The organism is Candidatus Binatia bacterium (genome assembly GCA_035631035.1).
GTDB lineage: Bacteria > Eisenbacteria > RBG-16-71-46 > SZUA-252 > SZUA-252 > DASQJL01.
Genome location: DASQJL010000068.1, coordinates 1 through 20,718 on the forward strand (window position 1 = coordinate 1; position 20,718 = coordinate 20,718).

Sequence of the window (20,718 nt, forward strand, 5' to 3'; positions counted from 1 at the left end):
GGCTGAGCAGCGCCTGAGCCTCGCGAAGCTTGTCATGGGTGCTGCGCGCGATGGTGAAACGGACAAGGAACCGCTCCGATGCTGGTGCGCGGACATTGGCGGGTCGCCCCGGTGCTGGTTGAGCCTCGTTCGGAGTTTCTACCGGGCTCGAGCAGGTCTTGCCTTCGGAGTCTTCGGGGGGCAAATCGAATTTTACGTTCCCCGGGGAACGTAATTTGTGCCGTGTTGACACGGATTCGCCCGCCCCAGCGTCGTCTCCTGTTGACGGCGTGACGATCGGGCCGAGGAGGCCTTGCTCCAGACAAGGCACGTCCGAGGAAATGGGGGCGAACAGCAAGGCAGGTTCGGTTCTCTCGGTCACCGGCGCCGGTGCGACGCGGCGGATCATCGCCGAGGCGCTTGCTTCGGGCAGAGCTTCCGGAAAGCGAGCGCCAATCATGCTCTCCACGTCGCGCTTGGACCGATGGGTGGCGGCCTCGACCAGCTCCTCGGCATTCTCGTCGGTGAGATGCGGCGCCATCAGACAGATCGCGCTCAGGTGGAGCCGTCCCGCGGCCAGGGCCGGATAGAGAATGGGGAATTGTCTGGCGGCCCGGGCTGCCTGGATGCGCTTGGAAGCTCCCGGCTCCGAGAAATGAAGCGCTCCGACGCAGTAGGCGAACATGGAAGAGTATCCGGCCGAACGGAACAGCTTGCGGGCGTCGAACTCGGCGAGATGCGCCAGGAGAACGGCCGTGCCGACGCGATCGCGGGTGACGAGTGCGGCGATGTCTCGGGTGAGATCCGAGTCGCTCACGTGAGCCAACGAATAATTGTGCATGGGAGCGCCTTCGCGGGGCACGTTGGGCCGGGTCCGTACGGTCGACGGACCGGGTGGGGCCTACATGGTAAACGAGGATGCGGCGGGGAGAGAAGACCTGAAGGGCGACGTCATCGTCGCCCTTGAAGAACTGCCGACATAGATCCTGATCGGATCAAGGCGAACTGATTCGGTTGTGAAGCTACACCGCGATCGTGAAGCTATACCGCGATCGTGCCTCGTAGGATGGTCACCGCTTTGCCGACCAGCGCGACGCGGTCGCCTCGCAGCTTGATGGCGACGGTGCCGCCTCGCGGGGAGGCCTGGTAGCCGAGGACCTCGTCCTTGCCGAGCTTGGCGCCCCAGTAGGGGCCGAGGGCGCAGTGGGCGGATCCGGTGACGGGATCTTCGTCGATGCCGAAGGCGGGGGCGAAGAATCGGGAGATGAAGTCGTACGCCGGGCCGTTGGAGCCCGAAGCGCGCTCCCCTTTGCCGTTTCCCGCGGCAGCCGTCGCGATGACGCCTCGCGTCCCGATCGATCCCAGCGTCGCGAAATCGGGCTTCAACGCGCGCACCGCTTCCTCGGAGTCCAGCTCGATGAGATAGTCGGAGCCGTTCCATCCCACGTAGCGGCCGCGCACGCCCAGGCCGCGGAAGATCGCCTCGCACACAGCGCCGCTCAGCGCCTTGTTCACGACCGCCCCGACGAGACCGGTGCCTCCTTCGGAGTCGCAGTCCTCGACCGGGCGCGGAGGCTGCGCGGGGAAATCCATCTCGATTCCCGCGCGCGACTGGCGCGCCGTCAACAGGCCGCTGCGCGTGCGGAACCGCGCCTCATGGCCCGCCTCCAGGGTTCCCGTCTCCCAGAGCGCGTGCGCGCTCGCGAGCGTCGCATGGCCGCAGAGATCCACCTCGGCCACGGGCGTGAACCACCGCAGGTGGAACCCTCCCTCTTCGGGGACGAGGAACGCCGTCTCGGCGTGCTTCATCTCGGCGGCGAAGGATTGCATCCAGTCGTCGGGGCGCGGCTTTTCGAGTAGCACGACGCCAGCGGGGTTGCCGCGGAAGGGCTCGTTGGTGAAGGCGTCCACAACAAGGACCGGGGTCTCGCCGGGCATCAGGATTTCGCTCCAATCATCGGGGTCTCTCCGGCTCTCTCGGCGCGCGCAGCCACCACTAGGGCGCTCCCGCCGCGGCCGCAATGTAAGCCTCCACCTGCTGACGCAACACCGGCAGCGACACCGCGCCGTTCCCGAGCACCGCGTCGTGGAACGCCTTGATGTCGAATCGCGGGCCCAGCCGGCACTTGGCTTCGTCGCGCAGCTTCAAGATCTCGAGCTGCCCCACCTTGTACGCCAGCGCCTGTCCGGGCCACGTCAGATAGCGATCCACTTCGTTTTCAATGTTGTTCTCGGCCAGGACGGAGTTCTCCGTCATGTACTGAATCGCCTTCTCGCGCGACCAGCCCTCGGCGTGCATCCCGGTGTCCACCACCAGGCGGCACGCGCGCCAGGCGTCGAACGACAGAATGCCGATGCTGTCGACGCCGGCCGTGTAGAGCCCCATCTCCGACGCGAGCCGCTCCGCATACAGCCCCCAGCCCTCGACGAACGCGGTCACGCCGACGTGCTTCCGGAACTCGGGGATGCCGGTCAGCTCCTGCGCGGTCGCGATCTGGAGATGGTGCCCGGGAACCGACTCGTGGAACGCGAGCGCCTCGGCTTCGTAGCGCGGACGCGTCTCGGGGAGGTAGGTGTTGATCATGTAGGTACCCGGGCGTTTCCCGTCCGACGAAGGCTCCCGGTAGTAGGCGATCGTGGAATAGGGCGCCTCGTGCATCCCCATCACGCGCACCTCGCAGGGAGCCTTGGGCTGGATCTTCCCGAACCACGCCGGCACCGCGGCCTGCGCGCGCGCCAGGGTCTCGCGCGCCTTGGCCTCCACCTCGGCCGACGTCTTGAAATGCATCTCGGGCGACGTGCGGAGCCGCCTCTGGATCTCGGCAACGTCGGACGTGCCCAGCACCCGCTGCCCCAGCGCGGCGAGGTCGCGGCGGAACTTCGCCACCTCGTCCAAACCGATCTGGTGCAGCGCGTGCGGATCCAGGTCGAGCGACGTGTGCACGCGGATCATGCTCTTGTAGCAGTCCAGCCCGCCCGGCAGCGCCGCGAGCCCCGCCTTCTCGGGCGGACGCGCCGCGGGAAGCACGCGCGTGGTCAGGAAGCCCTGAAGGCGCGCGAGCGCGGGGCGCAGCGTTCCGTCGATGGCGGCGCGAAGGTCGCGGGTCACGGCGTCGCGATCCGACGCGCTCCAGCCCGCATGCGGGTCAGCCGCCGGTTTCCAGACCCCGAGGCTCTCGTCGGGAGTCTTTGCGAGCCGCTCGAGCTGGGCGATCACCTTCTCGACCGCCGCGCGCGACGCGGTCTTCCCTTCGCGCAGTCCCGACTCGAGATTCGCGATATACGCGTCCACATAACGACCCGAGGCGTTCATCCGCTTCACGAAATTGGCCGCGTCCTTCGGGGTCTCGATGATCGTGTAGTCGGGCAGGTTCATCAGCGACACCTGAGGCCCGCCCAGCGGATCCACCACCCACTGCTCGAACCCGCACGACGTGTAGGCGAGCCCGTTCTCGACTTCGGTGAGGAGCGCGGTCCGCGTGAGGCGGTCCTGCGTGGAGAGCCCGCCCTCGGGAATCGCGCGCGTCCGGGCCAGAACGCTCTCGAGGCGCTTCCGGTCCTTGTCGCGCCCCGCCGGCGAGATATCCTCGAGCCGGTCGTCGTAGCGCTTGTCCCCCACGCTCGTCGCCATGGTGGGATAGGCCTCGAGGGATCCCTGCCAGTACTCGTCGGCGAGCCTGGCGAGGTCGGACGAGGGCGAGGCGATCCCGGCGGCCGGGAGCGCGGCGGTCACCAGCACGGCGGCGGTACCAAGGAAGAAAGGCGCGGCGCGTTCAAGGAGTTTGCCTACCATCGACGAAGCCTACGCCACCGGCTCGCGCTGGACAACCCCGTGATGCCCAACTAGGGTCAACGCATGACCGTCCCTGGGGAGAGAGTCCTCCACTACCGAATCCTCCGCCCCCTCGGGGCGGGGGGCATGGGGGAGGTCTTTCTCGCCGAGGACGAGAAGCTGGGGCGGCGGGTTGCGCTCAAGTTCCTCCCCCGCATGGAAGCCGCCGATCCGGAGCGGCGCGAGCGGCTGAAGCGCGAGGCGCGCGCGCTGGCTTCCCTCTCCCATCCCGGCATCGCCGCGATCCACGCGCTGGAAGAGCACGACGGGCGGCTCTTCCTCGTGATGGAGTACATCGAGGGGGAGACGCTTGGCGAGCGTCTCGCGCGCCGCCCGCTCCCCGTCCCCGAGCTGATCGATCGCGCGCTCACCCTGGCCGAGGCGCTCGCGCACGCGCACGGCCGCGGCGTCATCCACCGCGACATCAAGCCCGGGAACGTGCTGATCACGCCCGAGGGAGGCACCAAGCTCGCCGACTTCGGGCTCGCGCTGCTCGGGGGAGAGACGCGTCTCACCGCCGAGGGGGTCTCGGCGGGCACGGCGGACCACATGAGCCCCGAGCAGACGCGGGGCCAAACGCTGGACGCGCGGAGCGATCTCTTCTCCCTGGGCGTGACCCTGTACGAGTCGCTCACGGGGGTGCGGCCCTTCGCGCGCGGCTCGCTGGAGGCCACCTTCCACGCCGTGCGCGCCGAGGAGCCCGAGCCGCCGACCGCCCTGCGCAGCGGAATCCCGCTCGAGCTGGACCGGATCGTGGTGAAGCTGCTCCGTAAGGATCCGGGCGAGCGCTACCAGACCGCGAGCGACCTCGCGGCGGACCTCCGCGCGCTGCGCTCGAGGGAATCGCGCGCCTCCGAGATGGCCACGGCCCTCGCGGGCGGCGGCGCCGGATCGGGGCCTGCGTTCGGGGCCGGGACGGCTTCGACCTCCGGCGCCGCGGCGGGTGCCGGGACGGCTTCGACGCCCGGGCCCGCAGCCGGTGCCGACCCGATCGAACCGTCCAAGGCAAAGCGGGCGCGGCGGCGCTGGCCGCGAATCTTCACGGCCGCCGCCTCCCTCGTGGTCGCGATCGCCACCGTCGTCTCGGTATGGCAGAAGCATCATGGCGCCGCGGAGGCCGCGCCTTCGTCGATCGCGGTTCTCTCCTTCCAGCACATGGCCGACCGCGCCGACAGCAAGGGCGAGGGGTCGATCGCGACGAGCCTGCTCACCGTCGGACTGGGCCAATCGCAGGTGATGCCGGTGCTCAGCACCCAGCGCGTGCACGACGTCATGCGGCAGCTGGGCAAGGCCGACCAGGCCGTCACGGGCGCCGATGCGCTCGAGGTGGGGCGCCGGGCCGGCGCCACCTACATCGTCGTGGGCTACATCTATCGGACCGCGCCCGACGTGGTGCTGGGGGCGGAGGTCTCCTCCACCCAGAACGGGCAGGTGCTGACCTCCTGCCGGGTCGAGGCTCCGGGAGGCGATCGCGGGCTCTTCGCCGCGGTCGACTCGTTGACAATCGCGCTCCGGCACGGACTCGCGCGCGCCGGCGTCCAGGCCGGCGGCCCAGCGGTCGACGTGGCGGGACTGACCACGCGCGATCCGGCCGCGTACCGCTCCTACGTGCGGGGCGTGGACCTGCTCCACCGGGCGGAGAACGCGGAGGCTGCCGCCGCGCTCCAGGAAGCGGTCCAGGCCGATTCGACCTTCGCGCTCGCCTGGTACTACCTTGCCGTCGCAACCTGGTGGACGCAGGACTTCACGGGCGCCGAGCGTGAGGTTGAGAAAGCCATGCGTCTCGGCAACCGGATGGTCGGACGCGAGCGCGACGGCCTCCGCGCGCTCCACGATCTCGTGGGGTCCCATTACCGGCAGGCCGCGGCGGAGTATCGGGCGCTGCTCCGGCGTTATCCGGACGACAAGGAGTTCCTGTATGGGCTGGGCGAGGCCCTCTACCACGATGGCGCCGACATCGAGGCGGCCCGGGCCGCCTTCGACCGGACCGTCGAACTGGATCCCACGTTCGCCGTGGCCTACCAGCACATCATCGACATCGAGGTGGAGCGGGGGGACAAGGGCCGGCCGGTTGCTCTGGCCCAGAAACTCCATCAGATGAATCCCACGAATCCGGTCCCGATGAACCTCGAGATGGAGGCCCTCGGGCGACTGGGGGATGCCGAGGCCGTGGCCCGGGTGGCGCGCCAGGTCCTGGCGCGCGACCCGAAGGACCCGTACTCGCGCTTCCGGCTCGCGGTCTACTACCGGATGAAGGGAGAATTCGACTCTTCGGCCGCCTACGCCCGATCGGGCAACTTTCCCGAGGGGATCGCGGCGTTCGTCGAAGCGGAAAGGGTCTGGCTTCCCCTGTCGCAGGGTCGGTACCGTGAGGCGGACCGGGTCTCGAAGGAGATTCTGGGGGGCATCCCCCCCACGAGCCTGGTCCCGGTGGAGCTCCTGCCCAGCGTGTTCCCGCGGGTGCGCCTCCTGGTCGCGGCGGGCCGCTACGACGAGGCTTGGGCCCTCACGCGCCAGGTGAGCGCCACGCTGCGTTCCGTCGATCCGCGCGGAGTCGGGTTGCAATTCCTCGGGGACATCTCCCTTCAAACCGGACATCTTGCCGAAGCGGAGCGGCAGCTGCGCGAGTTCGACGGCGTCCTCGCCAAGTATCCGGGCGTGCGCGAGCGGAGGCTCCGGGACTTTCTGGCGGGCTTGATCGCGCTCGCCAAGGGTCATGCCGGCCAAGCCCTTCCGCTCCTGGATTCCGGCGAGAGCGAGGGACCGGCCTGGACCAAAGACAACGGCAAGGACTGGGCTCGCGCGCGTGCGCTTCTCGCGGCTGGCGCCCGGGAGCGCGCCCTTCCGGTGCTGGAGCGGGTGGTGGCGCGGGGTCCGTTCGGGGGTGAGCCCACGTTCACCTTCGCGGCCGCCATCCTTCTGGCCCGTGAATACGAGGCGCAGGGCCGGAAGCCGGAGGCGCTCGAGCTCTACCGCAGGGTGGCGTATCAATACCGGCTTGCCGATCCCGGCGTGCGCGCGAACGAGGAAGCCAAGGCGGCGATCGCGCGGCTGGAGCAGGAGCGCGCGCAGGCGGCGGCGAATCGATGAGCCGCGGCCCAGCGATGAGGACGGCCCAGCGAGAAAGCTAGCGGGACTTATCGCTGAGAACGATCCGCGGGTTCACTTCCAGGGCCAGCGCCACATCGGCCAGCGTGCGCAGCGTGAGGTTCCGGTTCCGCGAGAGGATCTGCGAGACGTAGGCGTTCGTCCGGCCCAGCCGCCGCGCCAGCTCGGCCTTCGTGACCGCCTTCTTCTTCATCGCGTCGTAGATCGTCTCGGTGGCCTGGCGGATCAGCTCCTCCGCACGGTGCGCTCGCTGCGCGTCGGAAGAAGCCGAGTCGGCCTTCTTGCGTTTGGGCATGGTGACGTCTCCTGGGTTGATCTCAATGGGTCCGGCGAAGCCTGGCCAGGAGCTTGGCTGTTCAAGCTCGTGCCGCCCCTGCCCTGTGTGTCGACGACTACCAACATAGCAACTCGCCCGGTGCGAGTTAATACAAATATTAACCAGTCGGACTGCAACTGTCTATTTTTCAGGGACTTAAACGCAGGTGCCGCATCCTGCGCCAATTCCCCCGTTCAGCCGACGCGACCACTCTATCCAGCATCCCGCCAATCAGTTCAGCGGACCTCCTGCCGATAGACCTTTCATGGCAACCTCGACCCGCTCCGTCGCGCCGCCGCGACGGTGGGCGGCGCTTTCCTTTTCCCGCACCGCTTCGGCGTTCGTCGCCGGCTGCTCGGCCCTGGCGGCGCTGCTGTGGGGCGCGTCCCGCGCCGGGGTTCTTCCCCGCGAGATCGCGATCCGTCCGGTCGATCCGGTCGCGGCCTTCGGCCTCGCGGCCGCGGGGCTCGCCATACGGCTCGTGACCGCGCGCCGGCGCCGATGGGGCCGGCTCCTCGTCATCGCCTGCGCGCTGATCGTCGGCGTCGCCGGAATCCTGGATGCGCGCGACGGCCTGGGGCTCCGGTCCGGCTCGTTCCTCGCGCTCTCCATCTCGATCGCGTTCCTCGACCGGGGACGGCAGCGCGGCTGGTGGCTGTCGCAGCTGGCCACCGGCCTCGCCGGAATGATGGCGCTGCTCGCGCTCTCCAGCTACGCGATGGGCGCCGCCTCCACCGCTCCCAATCCGATCTTCCTCGAGCTCTCCGCGGCCGCGGCGGTGGCGCTCCTCGCGCTGGTGTTCGCGCTCTTCGCGGCGCGCCCCGACGGGCGCATCACGTCCCTCGCGTTCGATCCGGGGCTGGCCGGGGACTCGATCCGGATCATGACCCCGATCGCGGTGATCGTTCCGTTCGTGCTGGGCTGGCTGCGGCTGAGCGGCCAGAGGGCGGGGCTCTACGGCCGGGAGTTCGGGGTGGCGATCCAGGACGTCGCGACGACGTCGGTGCTGGTGGTGGCGCTCTGGATCAGCGCGCGGGTCCTCTCCCGCGTGGAGCGGGCCCGCGCCCAGGCCGAGCGCGGACACAGCGAAAGCGAGCGCCGCCTCCGGATGATGCTGGACGTGAGCCAGGTCGGTGTGTGGGAGCGCGACGTGCTCCAGAACCAGATGGAATGCGACGCCACCATCCTCCGCCTGTGGGGCTTCGAACCCAACGCGCAGCCCAGCTACGTCGCCATGATCGAGCGGATCCACCCCGAGGACCGCGAGCGCGTGATCCAGGAGATCGAGACGTCGCTCGAGCGGGGCGCGGAATTCGACACCACCTACCGCGTCGTCCATCCCGGAGGCATCGAGCGCGCGCTGGGGGCGCGCGGAGCGGTCACGCTCGACCCCGAGGGCCGCCCGATGCGCATCACCGGCATCAACTGGGACGTCACGCTCCACCAGCAGGCCGAGGAGGCGAAGCAGCGCGCCGCTCAGGAGCAGCTGGAGATGAAGGACCAGTTCCTCTCGCATGCCTCGCACGAGCTGCGCTCCCCCCTCTCCTCCATCGTGGAGTTCCAGGACATCCTGCTTCGCGGGCTGGTGGGTCCGCCGCTCACACCGGAGCAGCGCGAATGCGTGGAGATCGCCCAGCGGAACGCCTATCAGCTCCGCCTGATGATCGAGGATCTCCTGGAGGTGACGCGGGCGCAGGCGGGCAAGCTGGTCGTCTCGCCGCAGTCGTTCGCGGTCGAGGGGGTGATCGAAGACGTGGTCGCCGCCTTGAAGCCGGCCGCCACCGCCAAGATGATCGACCTCTCCCACTCGCTCTACGAGCCGCCGCCCCTGGCGTTCGCCGATCCGGCGCGGGTGCGGCAGGTGGTGACGAACCTGGTCGAGAACGCGGTCAAGTACACGCGCGCCGGCGGCACGGTCTCGATCAGCGCGGAGGTGGACCTGGAAGGGGAGAACATCGAGATCTCGGTCGAGGACACAGGCTCCGGGATCGCTCCCGAGGATCAGGTGCGGATCTTCGAGCAGATGTATCAGGCATCGAGTGATTCGCGGGAAAGCCGGAAGGGACTGGGGCTTGGACTTTACATCTGTCGCGAACTGGTGACGACGATGGGCGGTCGCATTCGAGTGGACAGCGCGGTGGGAAAGGGGAGCCGCTTCACCTTCACGCTCCCGCTCCTTTCCGCCGCTTCGGTCGAGGAGAGGAGGAGGTCGGCATGAACGGCATGAAGACGGTGCTCATCGTGGAAGACGACAAGGACCATCTGAAGGCGCTCCAGATCCGGCTGGGCGCGGCCGGTTTCGAGACCATCTGGGCGAGCGACGGGCTCCAGGCGGTCGCGGCCGCGCGGCGCGAGCGGCCGGACGCGATCATCCTCGACCTCGGCCTGCCCGGCGGGGACGGATACCAGGTGCTCCAGCGCCTCAAGATGCTCGCTCCCACGGCGCACATCCCGATCATCGTGCTGAGCGCCCGCGATCCGGCGGTCCACCGCGCGCGGTCGCTCGAAGCGGGCGCGGTGGCCTTCTTCCAGAAGCCGGCGGACAGCGACGCTCTGCTCCGGACCCTCCACGAGAGCTGCGCCCCGAAGACGGCCTAGGCAGGCCGTGCCCTTCTGAGGCTCCGCCCCTAGCCGAAACCGCTTGACGTGCCCCGTCCCCCGGCGCGAGGATGCGCCGGGGTCGTGGCATTGCCCCGCACCCGCGGGCATCGGCAGCACCAAACATCCTTTCTTCCGACATCGAGACTGGGCCCCAAGCACCTCGGTTCTCCATCCTGTCCGAGGGCGCGGTCTCTTCCTATCCTCGCGCGCTCGGCGGCATGGAGCTCCGAACGGGCGGGGACGGCCTGCAGCTTGGGGAACGCTCGATGCGCCGGAATCGCCTCGTGCTTCTCGCCGCCGTATGCGGCGCGCTGTCCTTCGTCGTGTCCGCTCCCGCCCGCGCCGACCTGACCGGGAAGACGCTGAAGCCTGTCGCCGGGGTCAAGTTCGGCATGGAATCCGCGCTCGGCAGTCTCCTCGGCGGCACGCTCGCGGGCGAGGTGACGCAGGTCGAGGTGAAGCGCGAGGAGGCGACGAAGATCGTCGTCACCGTCCACTACACCGGCTTCGAGGGCGGGAAGCTCTGGGGCGAGGTGACGACCTCCGACCGCAAGACCCACCGGCTGATCAAGTCCACCTCGCCCGCCTCCATCGAGAGCACCCCCGGCGAGATGGACCTCGCGTTCGAGCTGGATCCGAATGCGGCCGACGGCACCCTGGTGAAGACGTCGTACTTGAAGATCAGCGTGGCCCGCGGCGACAAGGCCGCGGCGGCCTACGTGAAGGCCTTCGAGATGCCGAAGACCTGGCAGAACGGCACGCGCCCCGAGAACGTCCTGGTCACGGTGACGCCGAAGCCTGCGGGGCCCACCACGGCCAGCCTCGGGGCCACGCCGGGCGAGCCGCTGCCGCCCAAGGTCATCCATCCCAGCCTGAATCGCACGGCGCTGCTCCTGCCCGCCACGCGCGCGCTCACGATCCAGCCGAGAACCGCGGCCGCGGCCTCGCCGGCGACCGCCGCTCCCGCGCCGGCGGCCCAGCCCTCCGGCGCCGCGGTGCGCTCGATCAACCTCGCGACCACGCGCACGATGTCCGTGAGCCCCGCGATGACGGCGAGCCCCGCCACCGCGAAGATGATGGCGCCGAACACGGCGGTCGAGACCAAGACCGTGGCCGCGTCGAAGATGATCGCCCGCACCGACATGATCGCGATCCGGAACTTCAAGTTCGGGCTGCCGGCGGAGGACCCCGGCTCGACCACGGCCCCCAAGGGCCCCGGCGACACGCCGGTCGAGCCGCTGGCCGAGCTTCGCTCCGAGGACATCGAGCTGGATCCCAGCCACGTGCTCGGCGTTTTCCCGGCCTTCTACCCCGACCAGAATCCGCAGTCGGGAATCTTCTACTTCCTCCCCTATTCGTACTCGCTCCGCTGGAGCGAGGATTCGGGCTACGACCTGCGCATGATCTACTCGGCCACCGGTTCCGGCGGCGCGGGCGAGGTGGCGATGGCCGCGCGGCTGGACGCCGGGCTCGGGATCAAGGAGCGGCAGATCGCCACCGACCTGATCCACGCCTACGCCGACACCCACCACCTCACCTTCAACGCGCTCCGCGCGCTCCCGATCGACAGCATCTCCGTCTCGATCGCCGACGACCTGAGGCGCTACAACATCCCCTCGGACAAGATCGCGGTCACCGGCCTGGCCGACTTCCTGGGACAGGTCGACATCTCCTGGATCACCGACCCCGTCACGAAGGAGAACCTCCAGCAGGCGCTGGTCGAGGACGTGGGGATCAGCGGCCGCGTCACGCTCTATCCCAGCGGCGGCAAGCTGGCGCCCGTGGATGTGCCGATCCAGATCCGCCTCGCCGACTTCGTCACCTTCGGCGGCTTCCGGTGGAACCGCGCCGACGCCTGGACCAACCGCACGCCCTATCCCATCAAGCTCAAGTACCTGAACGCGCTGATGCTCGATACGGCCAAGCGTCCGATCGTCTACTCCTGGGATCTCTCGAGCGCCCGGGTGCCCCCGGCGGGCCGCGCGCAGTGGGCGGCGGCCTCGGTGCCCGGATGGATCGACGGGCAGGCGAAGCGGATCTGGCTGGAGTACGCGGTCGAGGCCTCGTGCCAGAGCTGCGACGACGCGGTGATCCGCTCGATCACCGGGGGCGCCTCGAGCTCCGGGCCCTCGATGATCACGTTCCACACGCTCACGCCGCTCGCCGACGCGGGCGCGATCGAGATCGGCGTGCAGGTGCGCTCGCGCTACTTCGACCCGCAGTCGCGCGACCTCCAGACCAAGTCGCTCGTCCTGAACGCCGACGGCAAGGACTTCACGGTGGGGCCGCTGTACCTGGGCTCGCGCCAGCCGGGCGAGTCGGTGCCCGGCGATCCCCTGTTCGAGTACTCGCTCACGGTGACGATGGCGAGCGGCCAGTCGTACCCCGGAAGCAACTGGGCCGCGAGCAACGACCTCCGGCAGGCGATCGGCCGGTATCAGCTGGAGCAGACCGTGGGGGCCCTGCCGGCGCCCAAGTGACGCGACGCAGCTACACGCACCTCCTCGCGGCCGCACTGTACGTGGCGGCGGTCACCGGCATGCCCCGATGCGTTGCGGCGGCGCCCAGCTGGAGAACGCAGCGCGTCTCGGGATCGCTCATCCTCTTCCAGGACGACGCGCGCCCCACCCTCTGGTACTACGCCCCCGCCGAGCTCGCGGTCGCCACCGACGCCGACGGCAGGCCCGACTTCCATTTCCTCGACATGCGCTACATGGGAAGCGCGGTCTCGCGCGACCAGGGCACGTTCACGACGCGAAGCCTCGTCACCTTCCGGGTGAAGCTCCCGCGCGCCTCGTCCGACGAGCTGACGCGCGCCGCGCGCGAGCTGGGGTCGGGGGGAACCGCAGGGAGCCGGATCGAGATCCGCCCCTTCCCCATCCGCCGCATCGAGACCGCACTGATCTACGCCTCGATCGGAAGCCCCGACACGACGGCACTCCCGCCGGGGCGCTTCGAATCCTCGGACGACGGGGCGTCGGGCCCCACGGGCGAGAGCTACTGGACCGAGCGGATCTACACGATGGGGCTGGACGAGCTGACGGCGCAGGCCTTCCGCGCCGCGCTCGAGAAGGGGCAGGTCTTCCTGAGCCTGGGGTACGCCTTCGTCGGGCCGGCGCTCGCCTCCGACTGGGGGATCGGCGAGCTGACCGGCTCTTCGGCGCTGGTCTCGGAGCTGCGGAAGTCGCTCCAGGCCGGCGGCGCCAAAGACAGCGCCGCCACCGATTCGGTGCGCCTCCACGTCGTGCGCGCGGGCGCGATCGAGATCGCCCTCGACACCAAGCGCTACCCGAATCTCATGACGCGCGTGGACCTGAACGACCGCGCGCCTCCGGGCTACGCCGCCCTCGACGTCTACTGCTACGACTTCAACAACGAGCTGCGCCCCGACCTCGCCGAGAAGGAAGTCGAGATCGACGCCGAGGGGATCGCGGGCAGGCGCGTGAAGCTCTCCGCCTCGTTCACCAGCACTCAGCCCGACCTCTACTCCTCGGGCATTCGATTCCCGGTCGCGGTCCGTCTGGACCGTCCCTATCGCTACCGCGTCCACGAGATCAAGAACGACGGCTCCGAACACGCGGGACCCTGGCGCGAGAGCGCGAGCTGGTCCCGCATCCTGGATGTCACGAGCGCGCCCCTGCCGAAGCCGGCGGGCGTCCGGTCGGTCCTTGGCCAACCCTAGCCGCGAGGTGTCCCGATGAAGCGTGCCGTACTCGCCTGCCTGCTCTGTCTCCTGGCCCTTCCCCGGCCCGCGTCGGCGCTCGTGAACTACGACAAGGGATCCCGCGTGATCCTGGGCGTCCAGCTGCTGCAGGACAGCGACGACCCGACCCTCTACTACTACCTGCCGCAGTTCCCCCGCCTGGCGATGAAGGAGGACTCCACGTTCGAGTTCCTCTGCATCAAGTACGTGGACCAGGCGGGCGGCACGAACGGCGGGCTGTTCCACGCTCTCGTCGAGTTCACTTTGCCCGACCCGGTCGTAAAGAAGGTGGAGGCGGCGCTTCGGGAGAAAGTGGCCGGAGCGAAGCTCATGGGGCCGGTGCCGCTGATGCAATCGGTGAAGGACGGCGAGGAAGGGACCGGTTCGTTCGAGGTGGTCTCGGCGGTGCTGGCGGACAAGGGGGAGGGCGGCTTCACCCGCTCGGTGGTGACGTCGGGGCGCGCGCCGCTCATGCCGGGATCCAAGGCGGTCGTCGCGGCGCTGCTCCGCCAGGAGGGGGCGACCCTTCTCTGGAATTCCCTCACCAGCCCCACGTCGGACGTCTCCGTGGCGATCCACGGCTACTACGAGGCCGCGGTCGAGGGGTACAACGCCAAGGTCACCGCCGACGTCTCGACCATCTACCAGCACTTCAGCTCCACCCAGAACGTGCAGCAGGACTACACCAAGACCCAGATCCGGAGCGCCGTGGACAACCTGCAGCGCACGGGCAATCTGAAGATCGAGGTGCTCGACCGCTCGGCGGGGCTCGGCATCAAGGCGGACGACATGGCGGGGGTGCTGCAGCTGGTGACCGACAAGCTGGTCGAGCTGATGTTCGATTCGAAGACCGGCTGGGCGGTGGATCCCGAGCGCGAGAAGGCGGTCGAGGCGAACCAGATCCAGGGACGCCAGGAGCGCGGCTGGTTCTCCAGCACGTTCGGCGGCAGCGAGGATACGAAGTACTACACCGACAATCAGTTCGTGCTGAAGAACCGGAAGGACATCCGCCAGAACACGTTCGTGCTGAACCTGAGCAAGAAGTCCACGATCAAGGTCCCGCTGGACACCGCGGGCAACTTGGGCGGCCTGTACCACGCCATGGGGAACGACGACCGCTACTTCCGCGTCGTGAACCTCTCCGATCCCGACTTCGAGTTCCGCCCCGTCTACTTCCAGGTGGACGGCGACTACCTCGACTCCTTCGCCGACGCCATCAACTTCGTGACCGTGAACTTCCGGAAGAGCTATCCCGGGAAACCCGCCTACACCAAGGCCGTCACCTTCAACCGCGCCGACGTCGAGGCCGGCAAGACGACGCAGAACGTCGCCTTCCCCCGCCTCGGGATGACCGGCGAGGACTGGACCGGCTACGAGTACCAGACGCGCTGGAGCCTGCGGGGCGGGCCGACGGTCTCGGTTCCGGCGAACGCGAACCAGTGGACCAAGGGGAACGACGCCGCCCTCTCGCTCACGCCGCCCTTCGAGAAGCGCGTCGTGGAGATCGAGGCCGACCGTTCGCTGTTCGCCGACAAGGGGATCGCGACCGCGGTCGTGGAGTTCGCGACCAGCCTGGCCGGAAAGCCGCGGCTGATGAAGAAGACCACGCTGCGCGCCGCCGACACCACGCCGGTGACGAAGGTCGCGCTCTACCACGACAAGGACTCCCCCATTGCCTACAAGGTGACCTGGTACTCCAAGAACGGATCGAAGGAGGGGAAGCTCGAGGTCCTCGACACCGACTACCTCTTCCTCACGCCGCCCGACGCCGCAGGCGCGGCGACCGCCGGGGCGACGGGAGCGGGACAGTGAGGGGTTGGCCGGCCGCGGCGCTGGTCGCGGCGCTCGCGCTCGCCGTGGTCGCGGCGCCTCGCGCAGGAAGCGCCCAGGCCGTGCTGATGGACCGCGGCGAGCGCGCGGCGGGGCTCTGGTGCTTTCCCGTCGCCACCGACTCCCTGACCTACGTCTACCTTCCGGCCAGCGCCCGGCTGGCGACCGACGACCGCGGCCGGCCGCAGTTCTCCTTCGTCCGCTACGTCGTGAACGCCGCCGCCGACAGCGCGCGGGCCGCGACGATCACGGAGGCCAAGGGCGGCGGCATCCTCCACTTCCTCGTGCTCCTCGACACCCCCGAGGGGACCGTCCGGGACGCCGAGAAGGCGCTCCGCGAGAAGTACAAGAAGGACGCGATCACGGTCCGCGGCCCGATCGTCTTCGCCGACGGCCGCTACACGCTGGTCTCCTCGGTGCTGACGGGCGGGGGCCCGGGGGCCGCCACGGCGGCGCCCGCCTCCACCGACAACGCCGGTGCGAGCGAAGGGACGGTGAAGCGCACGGTCATCGCGACCGGGAAGGCGCCGGTGCTCGAGGGCAACCGGCTCGCGCTCTCGTTCGACCTCGACCCCGAGCACGCCGCGCTCCTCCTGCAGAGCTTCCAGATGAACACGCCCGACGTCTCGCTGGTCTTCGACATGGCGTTCAACGGGCTCTCCGAGGCGTACGACGCCGACCTGACGATCGACTGGTCCGAGGTGAAGCACAGCCAGTCCTTCAAGGCGGGCGGCACGGTCTACTTCGTGAGCGCGGACGTGGAGGCGGGCTTCGACGAGCTGATGAAGAACCACGCCATCAAGCTCCGCTCGAGCGGCTCGGACGCGAGCATGGAAGCGCTGCTCAACACGGTCTACAGCAAGCTCCTCGACCTCATGTTCCGCCCCGTCGAGCCGGAGCGCGTCCCGCCCGACCAGAGCGGGGGCCTGATGCAGGCGCTCTCGTCGCTCACGAACGCCAACGGCGCGATGGGCGCGCGGAAGACGGTCGGCTTCGGCGCCTCGGTCGGCTACCAGCTGAAGGACATGCGCACCGAGGGGCAGAGCCACATGTCGTTCAACCACCGTTCGAACGTGGACCGACACAGCTTCGTGACGTTCAACATCGGCGACTTCTACAAGCGCTACGGCAAGGATCCCGCCTACTTCCGCGCGGTGAACCTGGGCGATCCCACCTTCTCGCAGCGGGAGGTCCACGTCAGCGTGGACGCCGCCCTGATCCCCGATTTCGACCGCTACGTGAACACGGTGACGGTCACCCTGAAGAAGGACCATGCCGACGGCGAGCAGACCCTCCGCGAGGTGGTTCTCGACCGCGCCGCCGTGAAGAAAGGGGTCGAGGATCTCCGCATGGTCTACGGCTGGAACGGCGACCAGGACCGCGTCGCGTGGCTCGACTACCAGTACCGCACCCGCTGGAGCTTCAAGGGGGGCGGCACCTTCGAGACCGACTGGAAGACCACCAACGCTCCGATGATCGACCTCTTCGCCCCCTACGAGCACCGCACGGTGCAGCTCGTGGGCGACGGCAGCGCCCTCAAGGCCAAGGGCGTCCGGGCCGTGGTGGTGCAGCTGGACTATCCCTTCTTCGGCGAGCGGCGCCGCCCTCAGCTGGTGGTGCGCCCCGAGGAGGCGATCGAGGAAAAGCAGGTGGAGATCACGCTGCCCCTGGGGCAGCCGAACTACGACTACCTGGTCACCTGGCAGATGGAGGGCAACAAGCGGCTGACCGACAAGCGCACCGACGCCAGTGGACTGATTTTTGTCGACGAGCTCCCGTAACGAGCGACTGCGTCGACGAGTTGCCCTGAAATCCGGGATCGAAGCGGACGGCCAACCTCGGGAGGCCGACGCGTGTATGTATGAAGACCAACCGTCCCCCTAGGAGGAATCCCATGTCCCGTGCACCCGTGGTGTCTCGCGTCCGAACGCGGCGCGCCTCGCTTCGGACCCTTTTTGCCGCCGCCGCCGTGGTTCTCGCAGCGGGCGCGATGGCCGCTCCGGCGCGCGCGGTCATCCTCGACGACGAGAACAAGATCGACGTCGTGCTCAAGGACAACACGCACGTGACCCTGTACGGGCAGGCGACCTCCACGCCGGGATTGAAGACGGCGAACTACTACTACATGCCGGTCAACCTGCACCTCTCGCAGCGGCCCGACGGAACGCCGGAATTCCTCTTCCTCAAGTTCACGACCGAGAAGCGCGCCGACCAGGGGGGTGTGAACGGCGGGCTCATGCACTTCCTGATGGAGTGGGGGCTCACGCCCGATCAGGAGAAGGAGCTGACGGAAGCGATCAAGGAGAAGAACCCCAAGGCCGTGCTGATGGGCGCCGTGCCCCTCGAGGCGGAGACCGGCGACGGCGGCTCATTCCAGATCATCTCCGGAACGCTGTCCGACGACAAGATGGCCACCAAGCTGGTCAGCTCCGGGAAGGCGCCGCTCGTGCCGGGCGGCAAGTGCGCGGCGGCCTCGCGGCTCACCGCCGAAGGGGCCCAGCTCCTCGCCGCCTCCTTCGAGAAGGCGCGTTCGATCACCGATCTCTCCATCGCGCTCAACTTCGGCTACACCACGCTCACGCCGGCGGCCCGCGGCACCATCACCTTCGACTGGTCGAAGCTGGAGACCCACTTCGACTCCCTCGGCGCGGCCTACAGCCGGAAGCAGACCAGCACCAGCAAGTCGGGCGGCAGCTTCCTCTTCTTCTCGTGGGACTCGTACAAGCCGGAGTACTCGTACTCCTATGACGAGATGCACAAGCACTACGACTACCTCGTCGAGTCGCAGGTCGTGAAGATCCAGTTCGACGAGCTGGTCTCGGACGAGCGCGTGGCCAAGGTGCGCGAGGCCTTCTTCCAGTACTTCCTGAACGCCATGGCCGAGCCGGCGCCGCCGTCGCAGCCGGCGCCCGCTTCGGACAAGGAGAAGCAGAACTCCCCCAACATCCAATACGGCGACCGCTACGTGTACAAGAAGCAGTCGTTCGAGCGCGCGTTCTCGCAAAAGACCAAGCGGATCAGCCTGAACTACCGGATGGCGATCCGGCGTCCCTTCCAGCTCGTGGGCAACCTGGCCAGCTGGTACGACGGCGTGCGGGACAATCCCAAGTGCGTCGCGGCCGTCAACCTGAACGATCCGTTCTTCGCGCACCGGGACATCAACTTCATCCTGGATCTGGACGCCAAGGACATGTTCGAGCAGGAGGCGAACTACGTCACGGTGAACGTGCGGAAGAAGCGGAGCACCGGGAACCCCTTCGAGGACCACGTCACGATCGACTCGAAGTACCTCAAGGATCACGGCATCAACGCCACCGTCACCTACGCGCGCGCCGACGACAAGGACGCCGACGTCTACGAGTATCAGGCCCAGTGGAGCTTCCGCGGCGGGATGGTCTATCCGCCCGCTCCCGCGTGGGAGAAGGGCTCGTGGGAGGGCGTGACGCTGGCCGCGCCGATCGTGCCGCGCACGATCGAGGTGGAGGGCGATCTGGACGCGATGAAGGCGAGCGACATCACCCGCATCACGGCGCAGATCCACTACCAGAAGTTCGGGCAGGAGGTGGAGGAGAACTTCAGCCTCTCCCCCGCCAAGAACGAGCCGCTCGTCTCGAAGAAGATCTTCATGGACCGCGACTCCAAGGGCTACGCCTACCGCCTGATCGTGGACCACAAGACCGACGGCAAGATGGCGACGGCCTGGAGCGCCAAGGTCGCGGACGACTACATCTACGCGGCGATCCCCAAGGACATGCTCGAGCAGCCCGATCTCAAGGCGGTGGCGAAGACGATGGCCCTGGACGCCACGACGAGCGCCAAGGAGAAGGTGCTCGCCAAGTTCACCGAATTGCTGGGAGGCAAGTGATGAAGGCCGTCTCGAGATTCGCGCTCGCGGCCGCGCTGCTGGCGGCGGCCGCTCTCTGGACCGGCGCCGCGCTGGCGCAGCAGATCCTGATCGACAAGCCGGTTCGTGCGGGAGAGCTGGTGTGCTTCCCGGACCTGAACGATCCCATGGCGTACTACTACGTGAACGACAAGCCGCACCTGGCGATGGACGCGAATGGAAAGCCGCAGTTCTCCTTCCTCCGCTATGTGGAAAACGTGCGGTCGGGGGCGACGGATGCGGAGGCGCGAGAGGGCGAGGGCGGGGGGATCGTGCACGCGGTGGTGGCGCTGAGCGTACCGCCGGAGATGGTGGCGGACGCGCAGCGGCAGCTTCAGCGGACGGTTCCCGGGGCGAAGCTGATGGGGCCGGTGGTGTACAAGGCGGGCAAGTTCGGGTTGGTGTCGTCGTTCAAGGATACGAACGGGAACTTGACGAAGCAGGTGGTGGGATTGGGGAACGCGCCGCTCCTGGATGGGGAGAAGGCGGCGGTGTCGATGCAGCTGACGAAGCTGGGGGCGAAGATTCTGTGGGAGAGCTTCCAGACGCCGACGCCGGACATCAGCTTCACGTTCGAGATGGACGTGACGGGGTTCCGGAGCCCGCACCGGGCGTTGATCGAGGCGAACTTCGATCAGATCTACGAGCACAAGGCTTTTGCGGCGGGGGTGGCGACGCAGTACCTGGCGGCGGAGATCAAGGGGGCGTTCGACGACCTGAAGCGTGAGGGGGCGATCAAGCTGACGCAGGTGGGCGAGGACGAGAAGTTGGATGCGCTGATCACGACGGCGTACAACAAGATCTCGGACATGATGTTCTCGCCGTCGGGTGGGACGGGGACGCCGGACCTGGCGAGCCTGACGGGTGCGGGGGGCCAGCCGAGCATGCTGGACCGGGCGACGCAGATGCTGGCGGCGAACCGGGCGGCGACGAACGCGGAGAACGCGCAGATTCGGGCCGACAACCGCCAGATCCGCGAAGAGAACCGGCGCGACGCCGACCGCGCGCGCGCGGCACAGACCGCCGCGGCGGGAGGCTCGGGCCAGACCCCGGCGCAGCCGGCGGTGGCGGGCGGCGCGGGGGGCGCCTCGGGGGGCGCGACCGATTCCACGGCGGCGGACCGGCCGCGCGGGTACCGCCCGCGGCCTCCCTCGCTCCAGCCGAGCTATGCCGATCAGGCGCGGCCGACCGACGCCCCGGGCGCGGGCGGCCCCGCGCCGATCGCCGAGCGTCAGGAGCAGACGGCGCCGACGTTCGCGGTGCTGGCGTCGTTCGAGATGAAGAGCGTGCACCAGAGCGGGAAGTTCACGATCGACCTGAACAAATACACGACGGACAACCTGACGCTTCGGTTCGACGAGAACATCGGGGACATGCGGTCGTTGATGAAGGAGGGGGACAACTTCCGTCAGGTGAACCTGGACGATCCCTTGTACAAGCAGCGGGAGCTGGTGGTGTTCGTGGAC

General features: G+C 68.5%; 13 protein-coding genes. 9 read left to right on the top strand and 4 right to left on the bottom strand.

Annotated features, from left to right (window positions below; all coding sequences use genetic code 11):
- From VE326_07360 to VE326_07370, 3 genes are all read right to left on the bottom strand, one after another.
- On the bottom strand, positions 1-820 hold an 820-nt coding region (locus tag VE326_07360), incomplete at its 3' end, for a hypothetical protein (GenBank protein ID HYJ33025.1).
- Positions 821-1,020: 200 nt separating this feature from the next.
- A complete protein-coding gene (locus VE326_07365) occupies positions 1,021-1,917 on the bottom strand; it encodes a PhzF family phenazine biosynthesis protein (GenBank protein HYJ33026.1) in 897 nt (298 codons plus the stop codon).
- A 58-nt stretch (positions 1,918-1,975) separates the two neighbouring features.
- Positions 1,976-3,772, bottom strand: coding sequence for a DUF885 domain-containing protein (locus VE326_07370; protein HYJ33027.1), 1,797 nt, complete (start codon positions 3,770-3,772; stop codon positions 1,976-1,978).
- A gap of 63 nt (positions 3,773-3,835) precedes the next feature.
- Between VE326_07370 and VE326_07375 the strand changes: the two genes are divergently transcribed.
- The gene (locus VE326_07375) at positions 3,836-6,901 is read left to right on the top strand and encodes a protein kinase (GenBank protein HYJ33028.1); all 3,066 of its coding nucleotides are present in this window, start codon (positions 3,836-3,838) and stop codon (positions 6,899-6,901) included.
- Between the two features lie 37 nt (positions 6,902-6,938).
- Here the strand turns inward: VE326_07375 and VE326_07380 are convergent, their stop codons facing one another.
- Entirely contained in the window at positions 6,939-7,214 is a 276-nt protein-coding gene (locus VE326_07380) for a helix-turn-helix transcriptional regulator (GenBank protein ID HYJ33029.1), read from the bottom strand.
- Positions 7,215-7,500: 286 nt separating this feature from the next.
- Here VE326_07380 and VE326_07385 point away from each other — a divergent pair, with 286 nt between their 5' ends.
- The 8 genes from VE326_07385 to VE326_07420 form a co-directional block, all read left to right on the top strand.
- Positions 7,501-9,453: an ATP-binding protein gene (locus VE326_07385; protein ID HYJ33030.1), complete on the top strand. Its 1,953-nt coding sequence runs from the start codon at positions 7,501-7,503 to the stop codon at positions 9,451-9,453.
- The gene (locus VE326_07390; GenBank protein HYJ33031.1) at positions 9,450-9,833 is read left to right on the top strand and encodes a response regulator; all 384 of its coding nucleotides are present in this window, start codon (positions 9,450-9,452) and stop codon (positions 9,831-9,833) included. Before VE326_07385 ends, VE326_07390 begins: the two co-directional genes overlap by 4 nt.
- Before the next feature lie 269 nt (positions 9,834-10,102).
- A complete protein-coding gene (locus tag VE326_07395; GenBank protein HYJ33032.1) occupies positions 10,103-12,316 on the top strand; it encodes a hypothetical protein in 2,214 nt (737 codons plus the stop codon).
- Positions 12,313-13,518 (top strand): hypothetical protein, encoded by a 1,206-nt coding sequence (locus VE326_07400; protein ID HYJ33033.1) that lies wholly within the window; start codon positions 12,313-12,315, stop codon positions 13,516-13,518. The genes VE326_07395 and VE326_07400 overlap by 4 nt, the downstream gene beginning before the upstream one ends.
- A gap of 15 nt (positions 13,519-13,533) precedes the next feature.
- Entirely contained in the window at positions 13,534-15,351 is a 1,818-nt protein-coding gene (locus VE326_07405; GenBank protein ID HYJ33034.1) for a hypothetical protein, read from the top strand.
- Positions 15,348-17,150 carry a hypothetical protein gene (locus tag VE326_07410; protein HYJ33035.1) on the top strand — a complete coding sequence of 601 codons (1,803 nt, stop codon included), beginning with the start codon at positions 15,348-15,350 and terminating at the stop codon, positions 17,148-17,150. Before VE326_07405 ends, VE326_07410 begins: the two co-directional genes overlap by 4 nt.
- A gap of 113 nt (positions 17,151-17,263) precedes the next feature.
- A complete protein-coding gene (locus VE326_07415; GenBank protein ID HYJ33036.1) occupies positions 17,264-19,234 on the top strand; it encodes a hypothetical protein in 1,971 nt (656 codons plus the stop codon).
- The coding region (locus VE326_07420; GenBank protein ID HYJ33037.1) for a hypothetical protein at positions 19,234-20,718 on the top strand (1,485 nt) is incomplete at its 3' end. The genes VE326_07415 and VE326_07420, both read left to right, overlap by 1 nt.

Excerpts from the sequence above, each read along its gene's own strand:
- VE326_07365 (HYJ33026.1), bottom strand. The coding sequence starts at position 1,917 with ATGCCCGGCGAGACCCCGGTCCTTGTTGTGGACGCCTTCACCAACGAG.
- VE326_07370 (HYJ33027.1), bottom strand. The coding sequence starts at position 3,772 with ATGGTAGGCAAACTCCTTGAACGCGCCGCGCCTTTCTTCCTTGGTACC.
- VE326_07375 (HYJ33028.1), top strand. The coding sequence starts at position 3,836 with ATGACCGTCCCTGGGGAGAGAGTCCTCCACTACCGAATCCTCCGCCCC.
- VE326_07380 (HYJ33029.1), bottom strand. The coding sequence starts at position 7,214 with ATGCCCAAACGCAAGAAGGCCGACTCGGCTTCTTCCGACGCGCAGCGA.
- VE326_07385 (HYJ33030.1), top strand. The coding sequence starts at position 7,501 with ATGGCAACCTCGACCCGCTCCGTCGCGCCGCCGCGACGGTGGGCGGCG.
- VE326_07390 (HYJ33031.1), top strand. The coding sequence starts at position 9,450 with ATGAACGGCATGAAGACGGTGCTCATCGTGGAAGACGACAAGGACCAT.
- VE326_07395 (HYJ33032.1), top strand. The coding sequence starts at position 10,103 with ATGCGCCGGAATCGCCTCGTGCTTCTCGCCGCCGTATGCGGCGCGCTG.
- VE326_07405 (HYJ33034.1), top strand. The coding sequence starts at position 13,534 with ATGAAGCGTGCCGTACTCGCCTGCCTGCTCTGTCTCCTGGCCCTTCCC.
- VE326_07415 (HYJ33036.1), top strand. The coding sequence starts at position 17,264 with ATGTCCCGTGCACCCGTGGTGTCTCGCGTCCGAACGCGGCGCGCCTCG.